Here is a 24982-nt window from a genome sequence, read left to right on the forward strand (position 1 = left end):
AGGGTATATTCCCGGCCGGTGGCTCCTTCGATCGGCATCCAGCTGGTTCTCTCATACCTCGCCCAGATATAGGTTGAGGCATCGGCACCGCTTCCGTTCGCCGTGAAGGTATATTCCGCCCTCAATGTCTGCCCCACCTCCGGCGTGCCGGAAATGTGCAGATCTGCCACCGATGGCGCACCGTAAACATCTAATGCCGGGCTGTGCTGCACCGCACCGACCAGCGACGGCTGACTGCTGCCCTCCGGTATTATCGTTACTTTAATGCTGTAACCCGCGTCTCCCGCCTGGAGGGTGTATTCCCGGCCGTTGGCCCCCTCGATCGGCATCCAGCTGGTTTTCTCATACCTCGCCCAGATATAGGTTGAAGCATCCGCACCGGTTCCGTTCGCCTTGAAGGTGTATTCCGCCCTCAGGGTCTGTCCCACCTCCGGCGTGCCGGATGTACGCACGTCCTCCACCGCTGGCGTGCCGTAAGCCGTCACCGCCTGGCTCTCCTGTAACGTTCCGGTCAGCGACGGGTGACTGCTGCCCTTCGGCGTCACCACCACCCGCACGCTGTAGCCCGCATAGCTGTCCGGCAGCGTGAACGTTCGTGCCGTATTGCCAGCGGCTGCCGCATTCTTCCATGTCTCTCCGTCCTTCCACTGCCACTGGTAGGTGGACGCATCCGCACCGCTCCCGTTTGCCGAGAAGGTGTATTCCGCACTCAGGGTCTGCCCCACCTTCGGCGTGCCGGAGATATGCAGGTCTGTCACCAACGGCGCGCCGTAAATCTCCACGCCGGATTCGCCTTTTTTGCCGTTGACCGTGGCGCTCACCGTGATGGTTCCACCGGTATTTTTCGTGGTGACGGTCATTATCCCCACGCCTCCGGTTCCGGTGATGGTGCTGGTCTCCCCCTGGGCCACCAGCTCCGGTTTGTCGATATCCCAGACAATCGCCTCGCCCACTACCGCACGGCCAAATCGGTCCTTCACCGTGGCGGTGTAGGTAATGGTGTTCAGCCCGTTAGCTTCCACGCTGGCCGCACTGGCAGTGACCGTCACGGCTGACGCTTTCCCGGTGACCGGCTCCGTTTTTGACGACGCCTTATAGCCCTCATTTTTGGCCGCGTTGGTAGCGGTTACCGCGACAAACAGCGTTGCCCCTGTGTCCTGCTCTGTCAGGTGATAACTTTCCGACGTGGCGCCGTCGATCGCGCCACCGTCACGGTGCCACTGGTAGCTCAGCTTCACCTCACCGCCGCCGTTCTGTTCCACGTCCACCTTCTCAACGCTTACCGTGTCACCCACCTTCAGCCCGGCGGTTTGGTTCAGCGTGATGCTTTTGATCGTCGGAATCCCCTGCAGCGCCACGCCGGACTCGCCCTTTTTGCCGTTGACCGTGGCGCTCACCGTGATGTTTCCGCCGGTATTTTTCGCGGTGACGATCATCGTTCCCGTGCCTTCTGTACCGGTGACGGCGCTGGCCTCTCCCCGGCTCACCAGCTCCGGCTTGTCGATGTCCCAGACAATCGCCTCGCCCACAACCGCACGGCCGAAGCGATCCTTCGCCGTGGCGGTATAGGTAATGGAGTTGAGCCCGTTCGCATCCACGCTGTCCGCGCTGGCGGTTACCGTAACATCTGACGCCTTCCCGACCACCGGCTCCGTTTTCAACGACGCCTTATCGCCTTCATTTTTGGCCTCGTTGGTCGCGGTCACCACCACAAAAAGAGTCGCCCCCGTATCCTGCTCCGTCAGGTGATAACTGTCTGACGTGGCGGCATCGATCGCGCCACCGTCACGGTGCCACTGGTAGCTCAGCGTCACCTCACCGCCGCCGTTCTGCTCCACATCCACCTTCTCCACGCTTACCGTATCGCCCACCTTCAGCCCGGCGGTTTTGTTCAGCGTGATGCTGCGGATAATCGGGTAACCGTTGAGCGTCAGCTGCGTCGCTTGTTTTTTGCCGCCAATATCGACCTCTATTTGCGCATTGCCCCCCGCGGATGCGGTCGTAAACGTGGCCGTCGCTTTGCCTTCTGCATCGGTTTTTTCGATCGCGTTGCTTAGCGCTCCAAACTGCTGCGTGATTAGCGTCCACGTTACGGGAGCGTCCGGTACGCTATTGTTGTGCTCATCAAGCGCGATGGCGGTCAGCGTCGAAGTGCTGCTCCCATTGGCATTCAGCGTATCTGGGGTACCTTTAAGCTCAACATGATTCACTTTCCCGACAGTCACATTGACGATCTTCTGCTCATCACCGGCGGAGACTTTCACCTGCGATGGCGCTTTTTCAGGTACTACGACGGTTGCACTGGCAATACCGTGCTCATCGGTGTCTCCGGTAGGCGCTTCCCGGAACTGACTCCCTTCTATCCGCCAGGTGATGGCCTGCTTACGGCTGATAACCGCGTTATCAAACCGGTCATACAGCTGCGCGCTAACGGCTTTATCCTCACTGCCTGCGACCACGTTTTCCGGGACGTCCAGCACCACTTTTGCCACCGGCCCTGGCTCAAGGCTTACGGGCGCTGACGGGCTACTCACGGTATCTACCGTGGCGTTCACCACCCACTTCTCTGCTGCTTTTTGCGGCGCGATAAGTGCGATGGATGCTCTTCCCTCGCTATCCGTTTTGCCGCTCAGGGTTTCACCGTTACTGCTCCACGTGACGTTCTTCTCAACCGTCAGAGGCTTACCATCCTGATCGGTAACTTCAATAGTGAACGTCTTTTCCGTGGCAACTTCTGCGCGCTCGGGAGAGGCCACGAAGCGGATGGCAAGCGGGTGGGCAAAGTCGACCACCAGCGCCATCTTCTCCTGCTGAACATTGTTATCACTGGCGGTGCTCTGGGTCTGGATCCCGCCTGGCGGGATCAGCGAGGCCGTAATTTCATCTTCACCATCCGCCATGATGTTTTCTATTTTTACCAGCGCCTGACCGTGCTCATCGGTGCGTACGCTGTTTTGCGACAACGAGCCAAGCGAGTTCCTGCTCTGCCAGTACACCATCTGATCGGTCAGAGGGGAGCCCTGACCGTCTTTCACCTCGGCTAACACCAGCAACGCACCGTGACTCTCTTCGAAGAACTTCACGCTGCCGTCACGGCGGATCTCACCGGGTGAAAGCAGATGATCGATACGCAGGGTGGTTATCGTTGCGCTCCCGGTAATTTTTGCCGTTCCGCTCTCCCCTGGTATCCCTTTTTTGTTGAACGGTGTGACTTCAAAGACCACGCTTCGGGCCATATCACGCGTTTGCACCTCATACGTAGCACTCCCTTCCTTGAGCAGTTCGCCTGAATCTGCGTCATACCAACGCATCCGGGTTTGCTCAGGGTCTTCATCCTCCCCTTCATTGCTTTTATAGAGATAACTCCCCTCCAGGATCTGGCCCGGGGACATGTCCCCCTTAATGGCAACGCTCTCTACGGAAGGGGCAAAATCGCCCGGCGTCACGGTCAGGTGATAGCTGGCGGAACTTAATACGTGCTCCGGATCGACAGGTGACGTTTCCGTCGCGGTGATGGTGACATCGCCCCGATGCGTTGGGTTCACCAGACCGCTGCCCGGCTCCACGGTCGCGATCGCCGTGCTGGAGGAGGTGTAGCGAATGACGCCCCCCTGCCCACCTTTCACCGCGTGCAGCAAAGGCACGCCAGCCTGCGTGATTTTTTCCGTCGGGCTGAAATAGAGACGTCTGTCTTTTTCTTCCTGCTTATAGGCGAGAACGATGTTGTTATTACGGGTAACGAACTCCGTGCGGGACTGCATGAGCGATGGCAAAGCCGCCGCATTTTCACTTGCCAGCATCTCGGAAAGTTTTCGGCCAAACTCCCAGTGGAAATTCAGCCCCACAGAGAAGTTATCCCGCTGCCCGCTAATCATGCTCTGCTCCGCGCTGACCCCTACCAGCGGCACAGGTTGCCACTTAAGCCCGAGGTTAAGCCCGTGAGGATTGTGGCTGGCTTCGCTGCGGCTGCCGTTAACGTCCACTTTGTCGCCATACCACTGGAACCAGCCCAATTTAAGCGCTACGTGCTGTGAAAGAGCCGTCTCCAGATTGAGATCCCAGCCGCGGGCGGCACGTTCATACAGTTCATAGCGGTCGGGATCGTCATTAAACATGCTGTCGTCAGAATGACGCCAGCCGCTCAGGGGCAGGTAGTAGTTCGCGGACGCACGAATCCCATCGCTCCACAGCTCAGCGCCGGCCCCCATTCGGTTATGGTGGCGCGTGACATCCTGATCGAAAAAGAGGTTTCCACCCGCCATCAGATGCGGGTTAAAGGTATGTCGCCAGCCCAGGCCAACGTTAAGGATATCGCGCTCGTTCCAGCGGTGTGCGCTCATCTGAGTGAACAGAATGTCGTGTTGCCAGATTTTAACCGGCCACAGATAGTCCAGCCCGAAGTCGCGGCTATCGCTCCCGCCTATACCGACGTCTGCCGTAACGCGGGCTTTCCCGCCGATATTGTTTAACCACGCTTCCACTTCCTGGGTTAACGCGGCATTCACCTCGCTATTTGCCGCACCGCGCAGGGCATCACCCGCGCCGTTTTGTTGGGCGCTTCCCCACATGCCAGCCATTTTATCCCGCAGGGGCTGATTGCTTTCGCTTTCAATGGTTGCGTGAGTTTCAGTTTGCGCCCGCGCGACGGGGGGAACCGTGAGCAAAAAGATGGAAAATAAATAATGTAAAAGGATTATCCACACGGATAATTTTTGACGTAAAGAACAGTACGAAACACTGGGCATTGTGACGCATCCCTAATTAATTAAACTCCCTGGTTAGCGATATTAAGATCCAGATAATTCCTAAACTCCATACAGTAATCAGGAGATGATCATGAAATTTTCCGTCCCTCATTAAATTCAATGCTTAGGCGTTGATGTTTAACAACTCTTTCAGCCTGCTTCATAAATTTCTCAGCCCAACTTCAGCCGTATATTTTCCGGAGCAGGTAATTCTTAACAGGGAACAGACACCTCGCAATTTTATTGCTGACCGTCTTCTTATGCAGGTTTTCCCCTAATGGCAGGATGATCCCATCAATACTCTGGATGTCATTTAATAAGGAAGATCGTTGACATGAATAAAACTGGACTGGCCCTGCTTATTTGTGCACTATTGAGTGCCCCCGCTTTTGCGCAAAATTCCGTCACGCACGAGCAAGCCTGGGAAGGCACTTCGTATCTCTCCGTTATCGTGAAATTAAAACCCGGTACAACGCTTAATAAGTCTTCACCCTTTTCATTACGCGACAGTACCCTCGCCGTGAGTCCGTTATTTACGGCAAATCATTTGCGCAGCAGTGAATTAAGCGAGATGGATGCGCTTAATGAACGCTACGGCTTTAACCGTTATTTACGTATAGCCCTGCCAGCCGATAAGCAACATGACGCGGCATATATCAATGACGTAATTAATGAACTGGCGGCGCGACAAGATATTGAGCTGGCTTACCCGGAATCTATGCCGGTGTCGCTGGAAAAGGGGGTCACGGCTCCCGACCTGCCGCCCTATTCCGGGCTGAGCTATGCCCTGAACGGTACCAGCCAGGCCACCGTCCCGGATTTTCGTGGATTGCAGGATTACACCAAATCGCCAGATGAAAAACGGCCCGGCTACTATATGGGTGGCGTTAATCGCGACAGCGTAAGTCAGTATTCAGGGCACGATGGTAGCGGCATTTCGCTGGTCTCAATGGAAAACAACGCATGGAATACCAGCCATGTGAATTTGCCGCCGATCGATTTCCATGAAGGTGATAAGCGCTATACGCCAGGCGAAGATCACGACACCAGCTCCGTCGGGATTATGGCGGCGAAAGATATCAATGCGGGCATCAAAGGCCTGACGTGGAACGCCCGTATGGGATACGTCAAATGGCAGGCCAATAATCTCTACAATATGATCCCCAGACTCCAGGCAGGAGATGTGGTGCAAATAGGTATGCAGACCGGCGGAGGAGATGTGACAGGTTGCACCTCCTCTTGCTATGTCCCCCAGGAAAACGCTCCAGCCTATTATGACGTGATAAAAGCGCTGACGGATAAGGGCGTGCACGTGATTCAGGCGGCAGGCAATGGCAATATCAACCTCGATCACGACGGATTTAATGGAAAATTTGACGTTAAAAAGCGGGATTCCGGCGCGATCATTGCGGGCGCGTTTTGTGCAAACAATGGCAAAAAAGCCTCTTTCAGCACCTATGGCTCACGTGTGACCAGCGCCAGCTGGGGCTGCTGGGATGTGGTTACTACGGGTTACGGCGGTTTGCATAGCATAAAAAATGCGGAATACACCTCAAGTTTCTCCGGCACGTCCTCCGCGAACCCGATTATCGCAGGCGTGGTCGCCAGCCTGTCGGCCATTGCAAAAGCGCACAATATCACCGTCACGCCTCAACAGATGCGCTCCATTCTCCAGGAAACCGGTACACCTTTAGCTGCGGGGGATTCAGCGAAAGTAGGTACTCACCCCAATATGGCAAAAGCGGTAGCCAGGATTCTGGATCTCAAAGAGGAAGAGCAGGAGGAGGTAAAGGCAGTGCCGGGAGAAAACTTTACCGTTACCGGCACGACCGATTCTTCCCGTGCGTATCAGTTAGACGGGAGCGCCAGCAAGAATGCCGTCTCCTGGAAATGGACTATCGACAAAAACAGTACTGGCACATTCTGGCTACAGGAGAAACATGCCGGAGGCTGGGTACGTGAAGTTTCAGGGCCTACCGCCCGGGCACTCATTCCCGCCAATACAGACGGAGAAGCAACCTACTGGTTAACCGTCACGGGCAAAGACGGAAGCGTGAGCGCTGAGAAGATCACCGTAACGGTGAAAAAACCACAGTTACCTGATATTCCTGATGACAGCGCAGAAGCGTATAACCCGCGGATCGCCTACCCGGTGAAATGTACCCGCGTATCGCATAACGGCAAAATCTGGCTGAATCAGTGGTATGTCAACGCAGGACAAGAAGAGCCAGGAAGCGGCGGTGAGTGGGGGGCATGGCGAACGTCGGATGCAGCTAATAATAGCTGCCCTTAAAAACCCTTTTGGTTAACATAATAGTAAAGCCTGGATATAAGCCAGGCTTTACTTTATTAATTCAACACTCAGGAAAAGCGTAAAAACGTCATTTCTTAAACTCCGTACTCGCTCAGATTTTATTAATATGCGTCAAGGACTGAAATTGGCAGTACTATTTCATACTCTGTCGCGCTCAGCCCTCTTTACAGCACGAACGGTCGCTCTTCTCTGCCGAAACTCCCCGACTCTTAATGGCTCAGAGAAGTCTCTTATTCAAGCCGGTTGTCTCCTCCCGTTACTATTTGTCCCTGTTATCACACGGTAATAACGCCTTTTTACCTGCGCCGCAGGTGAGATTAACTTTTCGTTATTGTTCAGTAATAAATAAGGGAACTTATGAAATTAACAGGATCTGCTTTTGTCCTTGCCGCTTTACTGGCAGGGGCGGGCGTCAGCGTTTCAGCTAACGCCGCCACGACCTCGCCATCGGCAAACTGCGAACAGGGTCACCAGAACTGCATGAAAGAACTAGGCACGCTGGAACGCGCCGTCAACGGTGCAAAAGTGAAGGTGGTTGAGGGGCAAACGATTCGTGCGCGCTTCTTTAACGACGGAACCGAACTGCCAAATCTGGAAACGCGCGTCACCATTCTTGCTGGCGAAGAGGCCCACTGGTCCTACGCCCTCGCCCAGGCTATCAATCAGCAGCACCCCGAACTGCGTGCCGGTTTCAGGCACAGCAACGGCGAGATTACACCCGATGAGTCAGAGCCAAATAAGGTGTATGCCAAACAGAACAACCCTCTCAGTCACGTAGAAGTGTCCTTCAATTAATTCAGGGAAGATTATTTTGAAACTACTCAAGATGAATAATATTACGTCGGCGTTAGCCGTGGCATTGATTGGTATGTATTCCACGGGCGCACTGGCGCATGGCTATGTTTTTGAACCAAAATCCCGTTCGGTGATTCATTTCCCGCCGATGAACGATAAAGGTGAGCATAGTAACGTCTGGCCTGCTGACGCCGTGGAAGCGCCGAAGCTCCCGGCTGGCAACGATATGAGCCCAACCCCGATCGCCAACGAACAGCTATTCCAGTTCCCGCCGGATGGAAAACTGGCAAGCGGTGGTTCAACGGCAACTCCCGCCTTCAGCAAGCTTGATGACGAAAAGCAGAATACCTACAACAACCCGATGTCTGCGGGTCCGCACCAGTTTAAATGGCATTTACCGGCTAAGCACCGCACCACCTATTTTACCTACTACATCACTAAGCCGGACTGGCAGTCTGTTCCGGGTGCGGATTCGCGCCTGACCAGAGCGATGTTTGAAGATAAGCCATTCTGCCATAAGGTTTATACCTATGCGCCAGGCAACCCGTCGGCCGATATTTCGCTCCCGACAGGCTTCGAAACCCACACCTGCGACGTACCGGAGCGTGAAGGTAAGCAGAAAATTTATGCCGTCTGGCGCGTGCGCGATACCGATAACGCATTTTATCAGATGATTGACGTCGATTTTGGCGGTGAAGTCATTACCAAACCGGTGGCCAACGTCACGCCATCCAGTCATAACCTGTCAACCAGCACGCTGTCGCTGGACGGTAGCGCCTCAACGGGGAAAGAGCTGAAGTACAGCTGGGCCGTCACCAGCAATGCCGATAAGGTCATTCTGGAAAACAGTACCAGTGCTAAAGCCAGCATTCGCCTGAAGGCTAAACCTGAGAGCGATTTTACCGTCAACGTGAAGCTGACCGTCACCAATGATAAAAACGTGAGTGATTCAAAAACCGTCACCCTGAATGCCAAAGCTGAAGCGGATAGCACGGCACCGGAGGCGAAGGCAGGCAGTGACTTCACCGTTCACAGCAACAGTGAATCACGTGGTTATGACCTTAACGGTTCCGCAAGCGTCAATGCTGAAAAATACCAATGGACTATCGTTTCAGGGCAGGACATTGGTGCGTTGCAGGTTGCTAACGGTGGCGAATGGGTTTCAACCGTCCACGCGGCAAAAGCCCGTGCGCTGATTAAACCCGGCAAAATCGGTAAAGTGACCTATCGCCTGACGGTGACGGCCAAAAATGGCAAAACCAGCACCGACGATATCACCGTGACCGTGAAGGAAGCGCAGCAGGCTTCTGATGTGCAGATCAATACGGGCAACAACCAGGACACCATCGTTGGCAGTGACGTTATTGCTGCCGCCGTCGTGTCCAAAAACAATGACTCGTTAAAAGGGGCAAAAATTGAATGGTCCGCACTGAATCACGCCGATAAGATTCAGATCTCGTCACCAAATAACTTCAGCACCAACCTCATGGGTAAACATCCGTATACCGACAATGTGGACGTGACGCTGCAGGTGAAAGTGACGGCGCCTGACACCGGTAAAGTCTCCACGGCGACGAAGGTGATCAAGCTGCGCCCGGCGCAAACCGATGTAAAAGCCTGGGATCACAGCAAGACTTACAAGACACCTTGTGAAAAAGTGAGCTATGAGGGCAACATCTGGCTGAACAGCTGGGAAACCCGAGGCGTTAAGCCCGGTTCCGATGGCGAGTGGGGCGTCTGGAAGAAAGAAGGTGCTGCCAACATGCCTAAAGAGTGCAAATAATACTGTAAGTTAACTCTGGCCGGGTCCTCACTGGCCCGCGCCTGACATTATTATTCCCTGCCTACACTTTCGTTATCATTTTTGCGCCGGAAATCGCCCCTTCGTTCCGGCGCTTTTTTATCGGTATAAGATCACCCACCCTATCGCGGCAATAATCGGATACGGGCCGAAAGGAAACGGTTGACCGGGCTTGATCCGCAACAGAATCAGCGCCGTTATCAGCGCCAGCAGGGTCGAGGCAACAAAAACATTCAGCAGCGCTAGCGGGCCAAGCCACGCCCCGATCGCCGCCAGCAGTTTCATATCCCCCATCCCCATCCCTTCATGGCCGCGCAATAAACGAAACAGCAAAGAGAGCGTCCAGGGCACGCCAAATCCCAGCAGAGCGGCGATTAATGCCTGCGTTGGCTCCACCCGGCTATAGCCGCTGACGGCAAACGCCAGCGACATCGCCAGCAGCGGGAGCGTCAGACGGTCGGGCAGGAGCATGGTGCGCAGATCAATGAACAGCAGCGGCAGCAAAAACGTCACCGCCAGCAGGTCGAACAGGCTCTGCGGCGTGACGCCCTGCTGCCAGATAATCACCCCGTACAGCAGCGCCATAAGCCCTTCAACCAGCGGATAGCGCCACGATATCGCCTGACCACAGCTGGCGCAGCGCCCGCGCAGCAACAGCCAACCCATCAGAGGAACATTGTGGCGAAATTTAATGGGGTGTTTACAGCGTGGGCAATGGGAAGCAGGCCACGATAAAGAGAGTGCTTCACCGTGGAGAATCAAGGGGAGCCGATAAATGATGACATTGCAAAAACTGCCGATAATGGCGCCCAGAAAAACGCTAAAAACGAGTATTACACTCTCAACCATGGTTCCACACTCTGAGGGACATGCAATCTCCGATAATAGCAGAGACTACTCGTTATATTTAGGCAGCCTGTTTGCACGTAAAGTACAAAAGTCTCCGCGCAAGTTCGCCCATTCAATATTCAGATGCGCTTTTGCATATTGTGCCGCTTCTTTCCACAATAATGCCGCGATATGCCACTCCTTTCCCTGTTCATGTTCTGCCGCTCGTGAAGAAAGTGAAAACCACAGGGTAGCAGGATCGCGTTTGTCGCTTTGCCAGTCCATCGTTAAGCCCTTTAGAAAAAATCCCAGCGTATCAATAGCGACGATAAAATAATTGAGCTTAAAATGATAAATACCTGAATAACGCTGAATGCCTCAGTGGGAGAACAACGCTGATTACCAATATTATCCGCTGGCTGGCCTTTTCGGGTCTCTATATCCTGCTGGCATTGCTGAGCTTTCATACGCGGGATAGCTGGAGCCTCTCCACCACGCTCTGGCTCCCGGCGCCGTTGCTTTTCGCCGCGTTATGGCTGACGGCCCCGCGAGAGTGGCCGCTGTGGCTGGCTACCGCGGGCTTGCTGCATGTGTTTGCTGGCGTCTGGATAGGCCGCCCGCTCGCGCTGGCGTGCCTGTTCGCCCTCTTCGACGTCGCGATATTTCCACTGTGCGTCGCCGTCTTTCGTCTGAATGCGCAACTGCCTGCGCTGCGTTTTGCGCGCAGGCCGATTATTGGTGAACTGATCTACCCCCTGCAGTTAATCTTCAGCATTTTTTGCGGCAGCCTGCTGCTTAATCTGGCGCTGTTACTCTCAGGGTATCCGATTGCGCCTCTGCATTTTTTTTCCTGGGTGCTGGCGGCATTAACCGGCATTCTCGCCATTCTGCCGCTGCTGCGTGAGAGCAAAATGCCGTCGCACCCGTGGTTTAACGGGCGGGAAGCTCTGCTCCTTGCCGCGAATACCCTGGTGCTGATAACGGGGTACTTTTTCCTGCCACCGCTCTGGCAGGGGCTAAACCTGCTGCTGGTGCAAACGACGGTGGTTTTACTGAGCGTGTTTGCGCTCTCCGGACGCGGCGTTGGCGCTCTGCTGCTTATTCAATACCTGATTGTGGTGCTGGCGACCCAGCAGCGGGAAGGGATTTTTTACACGCTAACGCCCGATCTCATCCCCGCAATCTGGCAGGCGCAGTGGTACCTGGTATTTTCGGCGATTTTTGCCAACTGTTTATATCAGTACCGCCGCTGGATCCAACAGCAACAGGCGCTCGCGGCCAGCACCAGTGCCATCATTATTCGCCTGTCGCAGACGGGTTCTTGCGTCGTGTTTCGCCTCTCGATGCCAGAGGAGGAGATCCTCTGGCAAGGCAGTACGGAAGCGCTGTTCCCTGATGAGGAAAAGACGCTGAGCACCCTGACGCTACTGGACGCACACTGCGATACGCCGTTCCTGCCCGGTTTTCGCGCCTGGTACTCACAGCAACGTGAAAGCAGCTTTGCCCGGGAAGTTGTTCTGCAAACGCTGCACGGAAGGCAGATGCGCGGGATGGTGATGTTTCACAGGATTGGCAACACCGCGCATCTGATGGGGGGAGTGAGCCTCTTTCTCACAGCATCCGCTGCAGAATCTCCCGCTGCCCGCTAAAGGTGTACTTCAACACCGCCGCGACATGCCCAAGCAGAATTACACCCAGCAGAATGCAGCTATAGCGATGCACCTGGAAGAAAAACGCATTCACTTCGGCGATGGCAATCGGGCGGGAAACCGGCACCAGACCAAACAGGTTGTAGTCTTTTTGCAGCATCAGAAAACCGCTAACCAGCACCACCATAATGGTCAGATAAAACAGCTCATGAATAAATACCACCAGCTGTTTTTTACGTCCGGCTACCGTTGCCGGATAGGGCACCGAAGGGCGGAAGAAACGCCAGACGAAGCGCACCATCATGATAGGCGTGGCGATGGTACCCAGCGACATATTCAGCACGGAGAAAAAGGTAAACCAGCGGGTTCCTTCCAGCGCGTGCAGAATATAGCCCATGCACATCGCGTAGATAATGACGGCTGCGACCACCCAGTGCAGAAGGCGAGAAAACCGATCGTAACGTTTGGCAATAACCAGAGAAGTTTGCATAGTCGTTGTCCTGAAAAACAAACAGCACGGCTCCCTGCGAAGCCATGCTGTTTAAAAAAGAGGTTATTCAGCTACCCACAAGTTGCGGGCCCGATCCGGCGACCAATGGCTGGCACCTGTATGACCAATCTGACAGCGGTAAACGTTGCCCTCATAGAGCACTTTATCCCCTACGGCATAGAGTTTGCCCGGCGTGAATGGGGTAACGTCGCCGCCCTGGCCGCCCTCTTCGCCTCCGCCATCGTCATTATCGGGCACGGTAACGTTGACCGGCTGGCTCGGCGTAGCGAAGTTGTTGGCTGCATCATAGGCGATGACCGTATAGCGATAGCTCATGCCAGGCTGGGTTTGGCTGTCGGTAAAGTTGAGTTCATGGGTATCACCGATCTTTTCCAGACCGCGCCAGATGGCATACCCCGCCACGCCCGTATTATCCTTAGCTGGCAGCCAGCTGAGCGAAACATCCTGCCCCTTTAGCGTGGCCTGCACGCCCTGCACCTGTGTTGGCGCCTGAGTATCCGTTTCGTCGCCCCCATCCGGCAGACTGCCGTCAAGGATGCTCTGGTAGCGGTTCAGAAATTCATAGCCGTAATGTTGACCATTTTTAGTGTTGCCATTGTCCCAGTTCACTGACCAGGTCATGAGCCCTTTTACCGCTTCATTTTTCGCTTCCAGTCGCGAAAGTGCGTTAAAGACACTCTGCGCGTCTCGCACATAGCCGGTTCCTGCCGCATCCGGGTTGGCCGGAAGACCAATCACCAGCTTGTTCGCCGGGATCTTCACATAACCACGCGTCCCGTTTGCCAGGCTGTCGGTGAGATAGTAAAGGAAAAGCTCTTTTTGACGGTCGCTATAGCCCTTCCCCCATTCCTGCGGCAGCCACCATTCACCGACTTCGTCCTTCTCCTCCTGCGTCATCATATTCACGCCGTCGCCCGCCTGGTTGTAATACTGTGGAGCGATAAAGTCATACACGCCCTCAAGATTTTGCAGGTAGGCTTTGTAGTTCACCCCGCGATCGGCCTGGAGATAGGGGAACTCTGGCGCCATGCTGATGATGAAGTGTTTGCCCTGCTGATGATAATGGTCGCGCACCATTTTCAGCGCCGCCGGGATCACCGTACTGTTGTCAGCCGCGGTAATGGCCGTCTGCTCCAGGTCGATATCAAGACCATCAAAACCATAGCGATCGGTCAGGCGAATAATCTCCGCTGCAAGCGCTTCAGTCTGGTCTTTGTTCAGTGCAATGTGCGCGTCAGCGCCGCCCAGTGAAATCAACACCGCGCGCCCCTGCTCGTTCAGCTCTGCAACCTGAGCGCGGAACTCCTCATCGCTCGCGTTGTAGGGTTTGAAGGTGGGAATATTCCCGCTCTGGCCGTCCATAACTTTCATGAAGGAGACGTTGACGACGTTGTAGCCTCTCGGCACTTCACGCAGCGACATATCAGAAGGTAAACCTCCCTGATAGCCGCGCGCTTTGTCTATCTCTTCCGGGTTAATTCCCCAGTTGTGCCAATAACCTACGAGAATTTTTTTCTGACTGATATCCGGCATCTGTGAGGCGGCGTCGGTTGCGGCCGCATGGCTAAACGTGCTGACCAGCATTCCGCTTAACGCCAGACCTGCGGCGATAGCGCTCAGAGATATTTTATTTTTCTTTAACATGGGAGATATCCTGCTCCAGGTTTAATAATGAAATCCTGTCCCGCAAGATAGGATATTCATCTCCCTGAAAACAGGAGAACAGCTCACTGCAGCAGCAGATTTAAAACTCGCCAGCCTGGATATGTCTTATAATAAAATTATCGTGAGATTATTTATACTCACACATTGCTACCCAGTTATCATTAATTTTCATCAGCCAGCTATCTTTATTAATCGGCTTGAATAACAGGTTAATATACTGACCATCTTCACTTATCAGAAAGGTCTTCTCCGGCAACTGATCGCCAACGGCAATTTTTAATTCTGCCACCCGGCCATTGATGACGTTTCCCTTCTGTGTCACCGATTTTAACTGCAGGGTTCGGTTGAATACCCGGTTACCGGCCTCATCGGTTTTTACACCAAATAGCGTTAGCCTGTGGAGTTTAGGCCACCAGGTGATCACACCATTAAACTGGTAATGCTGCAGGCTTTCATCAATAAATTTGCCATTACGTATGACGCTGCTGCAGGGCTCGGCGGGCACTTTTCTGCTCTCCAGGTAGTTGCTGGTCAGGTAAGCCAGCGCGCCACCCAGCGAAACGCTGATGCAAACCATCAATATGACGAATAGTATTCGTAACCGCATTTTCCCTCCTGAGATAGTTCGCCTTCACATTGCGCAACAAACACTTTTGGACCGTTCGACGCGATGTACACGTTATTGATGCCCGCCGGCAGGGCATGCCGCTTTCTCGCCAGCGCCTGCCGATCGACACTGCGCAGCGAAGAGAGATGAAACATGACGCCATCTACGTAGAGATTTTCCTGAAACGCCTGCGGCGTGTCGGCCGTGCAGACCACCACCAGCGTTGGAAGGATAATCAACAAGCTGCACAGCGCCGCCAGCAGAGTCCCGTATTGACGTGAGGGAGTTTTCATTGGCTCCGCCGTGATAGCAGGCAACGACGGGCAATCGACGGGAGTGGGACAAGACGCGTTATCAGGCTCTTCTGGCGGCGGGCAAGCGACCTCACTGTCCTGCGTTTCGCAGGGTGCAAGTACTACACCATAACGGGGAATGGTTTTAATGATCGAGCCCGGCAGGCCGGCATTTTGCAGCTTGCGGCGGAGCATTTTTATAAGCTGGTGATAGCTGGATTCGCTAACAATCATGCCCTGGTTAAGCCAGATCTCTTCAAATATGGTCTCTTTTTTACATTTGCCGCTGAGGATCAACTCCAGCAAACGACGCTCGTTGGGCGTCAGATGTATATCACCATGATCCACGGTTGCCAGAGATGATTTTTCCGGTACGAACGTTACTGACGCTGAAAGAGAGATTTCTTCGTTATTCACGGGTAGGTCCTGGATAATAAAATTACAGCGTTTACATTGTTATGATGAAAAAGCGCAGGGATTAACAGTTACATGTCTGTTATCTAATTCAGGCACAAATTAACAACATATCCCTATAAATGATAGTACCTTCGCCCTTTGCGCTATTTTCCGTCCTGATTTTTCCACAACCAATTCATGATTTCAGAAAGTTTATTCTGAGTAACGCCTGAGTAATACCTGATATTCAACCTGAACAATAAGGAATTCCTTTCCGTACCTGAGAAATATCGCCCTCCATGCCGCTATTTCGCGATAAATAACAAACCATTCAGCTGCTCCGGAAAAAATCTCTATCATAGAATGTGAAAACGTCATTACTTTACCTTTCGGTTTTCCATCAGGATCGGCTGATGCCCCCCAGCAACTATACAGCCCACCACTTTTTAGCTACTCTTTTTCACCTCACTCTGCTCTACACTGTAAGAGTGATGCTAAAGCGCCATTCGCTAAGATGTGCGGTGAACACCTGTCTTTTCCTTGCCGGATCGGATGTCATGCTAAAAACAGTTCTGATTGCCGACGACCACCCTGTCTATTTATTAGGCTTGCGCACATTGCTGCAGACGCGCCCGGACCTTTATCGGGTCGTTCACGAAGCGCTCAGTGCTGATGAACTCATGAATAAACTGGCGAGCGAGCCTGTCGATATCATCATCACCGACCTGAGTATGCCCGGCACGCGCAGCCCGGACGGACTAACCATGATCCGCTCGCTGATTCGCCATTATCCGCAGAGCATGATTGTGGTGGTCACCATGATCACCAATCCTGAGCTTCTGGACTCGCTGCGGCGCAGCGGGGTGCATGCCGTTCTCAACAAAGCCAGTTTGTCCAACAATCTGCTGCAGACGCTGCGCAGCACCCTGCGGGGGCAAATCGAACCGGTGAAGCCTCAGGCACAGTTGACCGAACGGGAAACAGAAGTGCTGCGCCTGCTGGTGCGCGGTTTCACCGTGAACGAGATCAGCGCCCAGCTTAACCGGACGAAGCAGACCATCAGTACGCAAAAAAAGAGTGCCATGAGCAAACTCAACGCCAGGAATGATTTCGAGCTGCTTCAGTGCGCGCAAAGTCTGGGGCTGGTTAGCTGAGCATGCGCAGAGGCTGGCTGGCGACATTATTTATCCTCATGCTGATAAGCGGGCACGCGGCGGCTGGCACGCTGCGCGTGGGCCTGCTGAGCGCCGCGCCGCCTTTTCTCGTAATCGATCGGCCGCCGGGAATTCTGGATGATGAACTCAGCATATTGTTTAGCAATACGACGCTGCCGGACGTCCAGCGTTTTAGCGACCCGGCAACGGCGCTGGATGCGTTGAAGCGAAAGCGCATCGATGTGTTAATCGCCACCCGGCGTCCTGCAGCCGATCTGGTCGCCAGCGAGCCAATGTTCGCTTTCCCGCTGGCGTCCCTGAGCATAAAAGAGGGACGCGGCGGTACACTGTGCTTTCCGGAATTACCGTCAGAGGTCGCGGCCCGCTGCTCTGCGACGGGTTCAGCCTCACCGGGGGAAAACGTCAGGCAGCTGGCAGCAGGGAAAGCGCGGGAATTCATCGCCCCGGAGTTTGTTTTACGTAACTGGCTGACCCACTCCCCCGCCACCACGCTGACCCTGACGCCGCTGGACGATACTCCCCCGCTACATTTTCGTGCCTGGGCTCTGCCTGAGCAGGCAAACACGCTGGAAATCTTCAACGAGCGTATTCACACCCTTAACCCGGAAGACGCTGAATGGCTGGAACAAAAGTGGCTTTTGCCGGACGGCAGCGTCTTTGACGCCCGCCATTCCCCCGTGAAGGAAAATGCGCCCAAAATCACGCTGCACGTTTTGCTTCCCGCTATTTCGCCGCCAATGGTCACGCTCACGCCTGACGGGCATATTCAGGGGGTATGGCGCGATCTGCTGCTCAATCTGTTTCCGTCCAACCTGTATAGCCTGACCTTCAACCTTGATGCGCCCCCGCTTCAGTATGCGGAGAACACGTTGCGCATAGTCGCCAGCGCGACGCCACCGTCAAAGAGTGCCATCACGTTTGACTCACTGAGCTGGGCCCTGCTCAGTGAGGACAGCAACCCGCTTTCCGGCTCCTTGTCCGCATTACAGCATAAGCGGATTGCCGTCATACGCATCTCTCCGCTCGTCACGTTACTGCGTCAGGCGTTACCTGCGGATAACCTGGTGCTGGTTAACTCGCTCGATCAGGGTTTTGAATTGCTCAAAGCCGGAGGCGCGGACGGGCTTGCGGGCGATGCGTTTATACTCCATCACCTGCTGCGCCAGCATAACGCCAGCAATCTGTCGCTGACGCCGCTGGCGCTGCCGGAAGTGCCGCTATGGTTTGTACCAAATATTTCTGACCCGGCGGATGCCAAAAGGGTGAATGCGGTCATGGCGTCCGTAACGCAGGCTGATATCTACGCGAGCCTTAACCTGTCGCAGGCCGTACAGACGACACCCACCGCCCCGGTGCAATCGCTATGGCTGGTCATGCTCGCCGTGGTGGCGATTTGCGCGGCATTCGTCGCCCTGCTGACCTTTAGCGCCGCGCAGAGCCAGCGACGCCAGCGCGAGCGGGACACGGCAGAGCTGCACAACGCGCTCTCACTCTGGCAAACTCTGATGAACAATGTCCCGGTGCCGCTGTTTGTCTGCGATCCGACCGGGCGGCTGACGCGCTATAACGACTCCTTTATTCACTCACCGTTACTCACGGCACTGCCCGAAGAGGGCGCCTCCTTTTCCAGCCTGCCTTTGGGCGAGCTTGCCCAACAGTTTACGTTGCCGCATCGCCTCTCACTGCTCCATGCCGCGTCGCCGTTAACGGGTGAAACCACCCAGAACAATTCCACCCTTTACTGGTGGCTTTGCCGCTATACCGATACGCGGGGGCGGCCTCAGGGCGTGGTCGGAGGCTGGATCGATATCACTGAAAAAGCCGCGCTGACCGCTGCGCTCAATCAGGCGCTGGCGCAGGCGGAGCAGGCCAGCACTGAAAAATCGAACTTCCTCGCCCGCATGAGCCATGACATTCGTACCCCGCTCAACGCCATGCTGGGCCTGCTTGAGATGGAGCGCGACAAAAGCGAGTCCCTCAACATCGCCTGGCAGGCAGCCGGGTCATTGCGCGACGTGATTGGCGGCGTACTGGATTTGTCGCGCATTGAAGCAGGCGAGTTAAGGCTGGAGCCACAGGCCTGGCCCCTGTGGCAGACGCTTAACGCCAGCGCGGAGATTTTTGCCAGTAGCGCCAACGCTAAAGGTCTCCACTGGCGCAGCGAGTTGAACGTGCCGCACGACGGCTGGTTCCTGTTCGATAAAGCACGGCTGAATCAGGTCATCGCCAATCTGTTGGGCAACGCCATTAAATATACGCCGCAGGGAGAAATTGTTTTTCACGCCGAGCTCAACGGTGAACATTTGCAGCTGTTGATTCGCGACACTGGCATCGGTATCCCGGCCGATGCCCTTCCACACCTCGGCCAGCCGTGGTTTCAGACTGACAGCAGCACGCCGCAAAGCAGCGGGCTGGGGCTGGCGATCTGTTACCAGTTAGTCGAGCTGATGGGAGGCGTGCTGACGATAGCCAGCGAAGCGGGGAGCGGTACGCAGGTGACGGTGAGCATACCGCTTCATGTCGCCAGCCCGGCGGCAACGGCCGATGAGACACCTGTAATAACCCCGCTGCCACCGCATCGCATCATGATCGTTGACGATTTTCCGGCAAACCTGACGGTGTTAGCGCTCCAGCTGCAGGAGCTGGGTCAGGAGGTTATTCCTTGCGCCAGCGCTGGCGAAGCGCTTGCGCGCCTGGAAAACGAGCCGGTGGATATCCTGATAACCGACTGCCAGATGGCCCTCATGGACGGCTATCAACTTACATCGTTAATACTCCTGCGCGATATTGCCGGCAGCATCACCGCGCCGGCCGCTATTCTCGGTTACACCGCCAGCGCGCTGCAGAGTGAGGACGATCGGGCAAAACATGCCGGAATGGACGCGTTATTGCGAAAACCGCTCTCCCTCAATGCCCTGCATCAGGCGCTGACGCAGCAATACAGCCTGCGCAATCAGGGGCCTGACCTCAGCGAACTCCGGCGTCTGGCCAACGGTCAACCGGAGATCATGACCCTGATGCGCCAGCAAATGCGCGAAGCCATTACCCTTGATACTCGACAGCTACGGGAAAACACCCCGTCACCGCAAACGCTAAGCCAGCTCGCGCATCGTCTGAAGGCCTCCTGGAGCCTTTTTGCCATGCGCAACGCCACCCGCACCTGTCAGGCAATTGAAGTGTTGCCGGAGATGCTGGCGGCAGGGGTCATAACGACTGAAGCCCTGCCTGCGCTGACATCGCGTTTCTGCGCGCGCATGGAAGCCAATCTGCAGCAACTTGATACCGCACTGAAGGAATTATCTGACAAGTACTAAAGAATGCTCTGCATAGGATCTGTATCTTTCTGGTCATCCGGCGGCGTTATCCCTACCGTCGCCCACATTTTCGAAGGAGAAACCATGAAAGTCCGTATCGCTATTGCCGATGAGCACACCATTATCCGTCGTGGCGTCTTATCCATGATCACTAATATGCCCTCTCTTTTCAGCGACGGCTCACCCCGCCCGGAGTTTTGCATTCAGGGCGATACCGCAACGCCATCTGAGCTGCTTTCACTGCTATCCCAACAGCCTGTCGACATTCTGTTCCTTGGCTTTTCTCTTGCCACCAGCCAAACCGTTAACCCGCTCAACGGAATGGACGGCGTATTGCTGATTAAATGGCTCAGCCGTAAATATCCGCAGCTTAAAATCATTGTGCTTTCGCCCTACAAAAACACGCAGCTTATCCGCATGTCGCTGGAGGCAGGCGCCAAAGCCTATATTAGTCGGGACACCTGTGAGAAAACCCTGAGCAGAACGCTGACGTCAGTGATCAATGGGGAAGTCTATATTGAGCGCGAGCTGATGCATTCCCTGTTCCAGACCGGCGCACAAACGGAGCAAGAGCTCTCGCCCCGTGAAATTGATGTGTTGCGTATGCTCTGCAAAGGGATGAGTCTGACAGAGATCGCCAGACAGCTGCATTTGAGTAATAAAACCGTCAGCGCCCATAAGCTGCGCGCGATGGAAAAACTGGGGGTAAACAGCGACTGTCAGCTCTATTGCCTGCTGGCGAAAACACAAATGTTCGATATTGCTATCTGAAATAAAAAAACCGCCTGTAAACAGGCGGTAGAGGCAAACGTACGCCTCAACGGTCGCTCTCAGCAATGACGCTCAGGATCAGAAATGGTATGTCATCGCCAGCCACCAGACGCGCCCCGGTTCAGGGATTTGCTGATTTGCGGCGTATCCGAACTGGCTGGCGCCCGCCAGGTTGAGGTGCTCGCTGTAGTATTTATTGAACAGATTCTCAATACCCACGCGGGACTCAAAATGGTCGTTAAATGTGTAGCCCGCGCTCCACGAAAGCACGCCAAACCCCGCGCTCGGGCCGAGATCCTGGCCGGTGACGTTACCTTTGTTTTGCGCCACGCGATGCTGCGGCGCAACCACACGCCAGAGTAATCCGGTGCGCCACTGTTGCCCGGTATAGTCCAGCGCCAGCCGCCCTTCGAGCGGCGGCATCTGCGGCAGCGGCTGTTTATCGCTACGATTCTCGCCCCAGGCGTAGCTCAGGCTTCCCGTCAGTGCCCAGTTGGGCGTCAGGCTCCAGCTTGCGCCCGTCTCCGCGCCCATTACGGCGGCATTGATGTTGCTGGCCTGCGACGGCGTGCGGCTATAATCAAACAAAATGTAATCGGTAGTTCGCCCGACATAGGCCGATGCCCAGGCGCTAACCTTGTCGCCGTGTAACTGCACGCCGCTATCCCATTGCAGGGTCTTTTCTGTTTTCAGCTGACGAAAGCTTTGTTCTCCAGCCTTGCCGGAAAATAGCTCCCAGTAATCAGGAAAACGTTCGGTATAACCGATGCCGCTATAAAGCATGACGGGTGCGTCAGGTACGCGATACTCATAGCGCGTGAATGCGCCGGGCAGGAGGTCGTGCCGGGAGCTATTTTGCGCGCTGCGCCGATCGTCCGCGCGAATGCTATCCAGCCTCGCACCCACGATGACCGTATCGTCCGCCGTGACGGACTGGCGCCATTCGCTAAACAGACCCGCCTGGGTAAAACGGGCATCGTCACGCCACGATCCCGCGCTTTTTTTACGGTGACTTTTACGCATTACGTCCGCGCCAGCGGTAAGCGTGGTGGTTTCATCTTCCCACACGCCGGCGAGGCGGCTGCCCATCACCACGCCGCCAACTTCAGACTTACGCTTCGGTCCAACGGGCTGACGCAGGCTGTAGTTATCCATGATGTGGTCAGTATCATTGGCATAGAGCTGCCAGCTAAGTTTGCTGACGTGCTCGCTCAGGTGATATTTCTCCAGTTTTAGCGCCGCGCTTTTACGGGCAAAACGGCTACCATCCATCATCCGACCCGCATAGCGGGCTTTACCGTCGCTGGCTCCCACGCTTAGCTCCGCCAGCGTGTCCTCATCAGGCGTGAGCCCAACCGTGACGCCGCTGTTCCATCTGCGCCACAGGCCCGGCACGCGATTGCCATGACCATCCCGGTAGTCATCCGCCTCCGAATGATTACCGTCCAGGCGGACGTAGCCACGCGGGTCGCCAAACGCGAGATTAAGGTTTTGATCCGCGCGTCCGTTAGCGCCCCGTAGCAGCTCAGCGCTGCCTTTTAGCTCAGGTACGCTGAAATAGTCCGGCTGGCGTTCAAAAAGCAATGTTCCGGCGGACCCCATTGGCCCCCAGAGCACGCTTTGTGGGCCTTTGATGACGGTTATCGTGTCGTAACTTTGCGGAGTGATATAGGCCGTTGGGGTATCCATGCGCGAGCCGCAGCCCCCCTGAGTGCTGACGCCGTCTGCAAGCAGCGTCAGCCGGGAGCCGAACATCCCGCGCAACACCGGATCGCCGTTACTCCCGCCGCTGCGCAGTACGGAAAAACCCGGGATGTTTTTTAGCGCGCCCGCACCGTCGCTGGCAGGCAATTGTTGTGCTGGAGTATGAGCCGGAGCGATAAATGACGCGGGATCGCGATAATACCCTTCAACGGTCATCGACTCTTCAGCGTATGCCGGCAAAGCGGTGGCACAGCAGAGAACCAACAAGAGTGGACGGGAGGCGAGCAGGGAACGAATACCGCTCGCGGTGATACCAGACATAGCACAATTCCGTTTCGGTAAAGAAAATAAGCAAGGCGCTTATTGTCTTCATCCCCAGCAGCGGAATACACGACCTGCGGGCAAGAAGGCCCTCAGGGAAATCAGGAAATATCTGGCGGATAACGGAAATCTCAGGGACGCAGTTCAGCGCGCTTCGCCCAGGCGTGCCGTTTGCTGTCGTAAAAAATCCATCAACCGCAAACAGGCCGGCGAAAGCGGCTGCCCGACGTTTTTGACGATGCCCACATCCATATAGGTAATGCAGTCGTCAATGGTGCGCCGGATCACGCGCTGACCGCCGAGCGCCCACGGGCGATAGACCAGATCGGATAAAATCGTCACCCCCTTTCCCTGCGCGACCAGACTTCGAATCGCCTCAAAGGAGTTGGTGCGAAAATGAATGTCAGGATGGCAGCCCCTGCTTTGCCAGTAGTCGGATATCACATCGGGATAATCGTCCGTCACCAGCAACAGAAATGGCACCTTTTCCACATCCTTTAACCGAAGCTCCGGCACGCTGAGAAGAGGATGGCCGATGGCGGTCCATAACCGGCGCGGCGAACGGATCCACGTTTCGACCTCAAGCGTACTATCGTGGCTGATATTGGAGGTCAGCAAAAGACAAAAATCGAGATCTCCCTGACGCAAGGCCTGAAGCAGCTGCGATGCGGGCGCCTCATGAAATGCCGTCTCCAGCAGCGGAAAACGCTGCGCGATATCGCCCCAGAGATTGGGCAGCAGATAAGCGGAAAGGGTTTCGGCAATGCCGATGCGCACGACGCCGTTAATCGCCTCAGGCTGCTGATGGAGATCCTCCACCGCCGCGCGGCTATCGTGGAGGATCTTGCGGGCATGATTGAGAAATCGCTCGCCCACGGGAGTTAACTGGATCCCTTTTGCATGACGGATAAAGAGACGGGCATTCACCGCCTCCTCCAGGTTGCGCATAGAGACCGTCATGGAAGATTGCGATATATGACAACGGCTGGCCGCTTTGGAAATTTGTAATGTTTCCGCTAACGCAATGTAGAACTCAAGTTGCCTGAGAGTAAACTTCATAGTTTCAGCCAATACCGTGAGATGAAAATATTATATTAGCATTTAATTCTGCACCGGCAGTACTCTAAAGGCAGACAAAATGTTTATTATCAGGAGCCTTTATGCCCTATTTTTTACTCAGTCTCGCGGCCTGTTTTTGGGGGGGTAATTATGTCGTCGGTCATTTACTGGTGGCGCATGCAGACCCGATTATATTATCCGCCGCACGCTGGATAATTACGGCTCTTCTTTTATCGATGCTTTATATCAGACAGATTCGCGCCCAGTGGCCGATGATGAAAAAGACGAAAGGTACGATCATATTTCTTGCGCTGTGCGGACAGGTTATGTTCCCACTCACGCTGTATATCGGTCTGCAATATACTTCATCTCTTAATGCAGCTATTTATTTATCTACAACGCCTGCCCTGGTTTTATTGATAAATAAGCTGGTCTTTAAAGAGAAAATATCAGTACAGAATATTGCTGGCGTTGTTCTCAGTTCATTGGGCGTCGTCTGGCTGGTCATGCAGGGTGATCTGCTGCATCTGGATACGCTTAAAAATCTGAATCGCGGCGATATCTGGACCATGGGCTCTGCCGCCAGCTGGGCCGTTTATTGTGCTTTCTTGCGGATGAAGCCGAAAAGCGTCGGTGGGAATGCCTTTGTGGCCGTGAGCGCGGTCCTCGGTGCCCTGGTGTTGTTACCGGTACTGGCGATATCGTTGATAAAGACCGGCTTACCTGACTGGACGGCCTATACCGCACCGGGCTTTTTAAGCGGGCTGATGTACCTGGTGGTCTTTCCTTCCTGGCTTTCTTACCTGCTGTGGAATAAAGGCATTGCGGCTATCGGTGCAACCCGCGGGGAGATTTATTCCCACCTTATTCCGCTGAGCGGCGGTCTGTTCAGCGTGATGTTCCTGCACGTTACGTTGCATTCGTATCATCTGGTCAGCACGGTACTGATTCTGTTTGGCATTGCCCTCTGCTCTCGCGCCTCGCAAAGAAAAGTCGCGAAGATCGAACGCGCAGACGAAAAAGTACAGATATGA

General features: G+C 54.9%; 17 protein-coding genes. 8 read left to right on the forward strand and 9 right to left on the reverse strand.

Features of this window, described 5'->3' with window-relative positions; all coding sequences use genetic code 11:
* Positions 1-4577 (reverse strand): inverse autotransporter beta domain-containing protein (locus HBA26_RS18005; protein ID WP_166720969.1); only part of this gene is annotated, 4577 nt, incomplete at its 3' end.
* A gap of 688 nt (positions 4578-5265) precedes the next feature.
* Here HBA26_RS18005 and HBA26_RS18010 point away from each other — a divergent pair.
* The 3 genes from HBA26_RS18010 (at position 5266) to HBA26_RS18020 (ending at position 9637) form a co-directional block, all read left to right on the forward strand.
* Positions 5266-7038 carry a S8 family serine peptidase gene (locus HBA26_RS18010; protein ID WP_347877957.1) on the forward strand — a complete coding sequence of 591 codons (1773 nt, stop codon included), beginning with the start codon at positions 5266-5268 and terminating at the stop codon, positions 7036-7038.
* Positions 7039-7416: 378 nt separating this feature from the next.
* Entirely contained in the window at positions 7417-7854 is a 438-nt protein-coding gene (locus HBA26_RS18015) for a hypothetical protein (protein ID WP_100170728.1), read from the forward strand.
* Positions 7855-7870: 16 nt separating this feature from the next.
* Complete coding sequence (locus HBA26_RS18020) at positions 7871-9637, forward strand: lytic polysaccharide monooxygenase (RefSeq protein ID WP_126327432.1); 1767 nt, start codon at positions 7871-7873, stop codon at positions 9635-9637.
* Between the two features lie 117 nt (positions 9638-9754).
* Here the strand turns inward: HBA26_RS18020 and HBA26_RS18025 are convergent, their stop codons facing one another.
* Together HBA26_RS18025 and HBA26_RS18030 are read right to left on the reverse strand one after the other, a co-directional pair.
* Positions 9755-10504: an A24 family peptidase gene (locus HBA26_RS18025; protein ID WP_100170729.1), complete on the reverse strand. Its 750-nt coding sequence runs from the start codon at positions 10502-10504 to the stop codon at positions 9755-9757.
* Between the two features lie 45 nt (positions 10505-10549).
* Entirely contained in the window at positions 10550-10768 is a 219-nt protein-coding gene (locus tag HBA26_RS18030) for an ANR family transcriptional regulator (protein ID WP_120247323.1), read from the reverse strand.
* 167 nt (positions 10769-10935) lie between these two features.
* Between HBA26_RS18030 and HBA26_RS18035 the strand changes: the two genes are divergently transcribed.
* The gene (locus HBA26_RS18035) at positions 10936-12132 is read left to right on the forward strand and encodes a hypothetical protein (protein WP_100170730.1); all 1197 of its coding nucleotides are present in this window, start codon (positions 10936-10938) and stop codon (positions 12130-12132) included.
* On the opposite strand, the gene HBA26_RS18040 is transcribed toward HBA26_RS18035, so the two are convergent.
* The 4 genes from HBA26_RS18040 to HBA26_RS18055 all read right to left on the reverse strand — a co-directional run bounded on the left by HBA26_RS18040 (position 12095) and on the right by HBA26_RS18055 (position 15625).
* Positions 12095-12622 (reverse strand): cytochrome b/b6 domain-containing protein, encoded by a 528-nt coding sequence (locus tag HBA26_RS18040; protein WP_028015621.1) that lies wholly within the window; start codon positions 12620-12622, stop codon positions 12095-12097. The two genes, HBA26_RS18035 and HBA26_RS18040, sit on opposite strands and share 38 nt — an antisense overlap.
* Positions 12623-12685: 63 nt before the next feature.
* Positions 12686-14287, reverse strand: a complete 1602-nt coding sequence (locus HBA26_RS23065) for a glycosyl hydrolase family 18 protein (protein ID WP_274621761.1) — start codon at positions 14285-14287, stop codon at positions 12686-12688.
* Between the two features lie 148 nt (positions 14288-14435).
* Positions 14436-14915 carry a hypothetical protein gene (locus HBA26_RS18050; RefSeq protein ID WP_126296587.1) on the reverse strand — a complete coding sequence of 160 codons (480 nt, stop codon included), beginning with the start codon at positions 14913-14915 and terminating at the stop codon, positions 14436-14438.
* Positions 14885-15625 carry a helix-turn-helix domain-containing protein gene (locus HBA26_RS18055; RefSeq protein ID WP_063437781.1) on the reverse strand — a complete coding sequence of 247 codons (741 nt, stop codon included), beginning with the start codon at positions 15623-15625 and terminating at the stop codon, positions 14885-14887. The genes HBA26_RS18050 and HBA26_RS18055 overlap by 31 nt, the downstream gene beginning before the upstream one ends.
* 536 nt (positions 15626-16161) lie before the next feature.
* On the opposite strand from HBA26_RS18055, the gene HBA26_RS18060 reads away from it, so the two are divergent.
* The 3 genes from HBA26_RS18060 to HBA26_RS18070 all read left to right on the forward strand — a co-directional run bounded on the left by HBA26_RS18060 (position 16162) and on the right by HBA26_RS18070 (position 20864).
* Positions 16162-16758, forward strand: coding sequence for a response regulator transcription factor (locus HBA26_RS18060; RefSeq protein WP_028015617.1), 597 nt, complete (start codon positions 16162-16164; stop codon positions 16756-16758).
* 2 nt (positions 16759-16760) lie between these two features.
* Positions 16761-20093 (forward strand): ATP-binding protein, encoded by a 3333-nt coding sequence (locus tag HBA26_RS18065; RefSeq protein WP_126346147.1) that lies wholly within the window; start codon positions 16761-16763, stop codon positions 20091-20093.
* An 84-nt stretch (positions 20094-20177) separates the two neighbouring features.
* Complete coding sequence (locus HBA26_RS18070) at positions 20178-20864, forward strand: response regulator transcription factor (protein ID WP_041911170.1); 687 nt, start codon at positions 20178-20180, stop codon at positions 20862-20864.
* 78 nt (positions 20865-20942) lie between these two features.
* Here the strand turns inward: HBA26_RS18070 and HBA26_RS18075 are convergent, their stop codons facing one another.
* A complete protein-coding gene (locus HBA26_RS18075) occupies positions 20943-22889 on the reverse strand; it encodes a TonB-dependent copper receptor (RefSeq protein WP_126346146.1) in 1947 nt (648 codons plus the stop codon).
* A gap of 144 nt (positions 22890-23033) precedes the next feature.
* Complete coding sequence (locus tag HBA26_RS18080; RefSeq protein WP_126346145.1) at positions 23034-23948, reverse strand: LysR family transcriptional regulator; 915 nt, start codon at positions 23946-23948, stop codon at positions 23034-23036.
* 101 nt (positions 23949-24049) lie between these two features.
* Here HBA26_RS18080 and HBA26_RS18085 point away from each other — a divergent pair, with 101 nt between their 5' ends.
* Positions 24050-24982 (forward strand): DMT family transporter, encoded by a 933-nt coding sequence (locus HBA26_RS18085; protein ID WP_063437784.1) that lies wholly within the window; start codon positions 24050-24052, stop codon positions 24980-24982.

The sequence above is a fragment of the Enterobacter sp. 725m/11 genome, from assembly GCF_011683705.1.
GTDB lineage: Bacteria > Pseudomonadota > Gammaproteobacteria > Enterobacterales > Enterobacteriaceae > Enterobacter > Enterobacter bugandensis.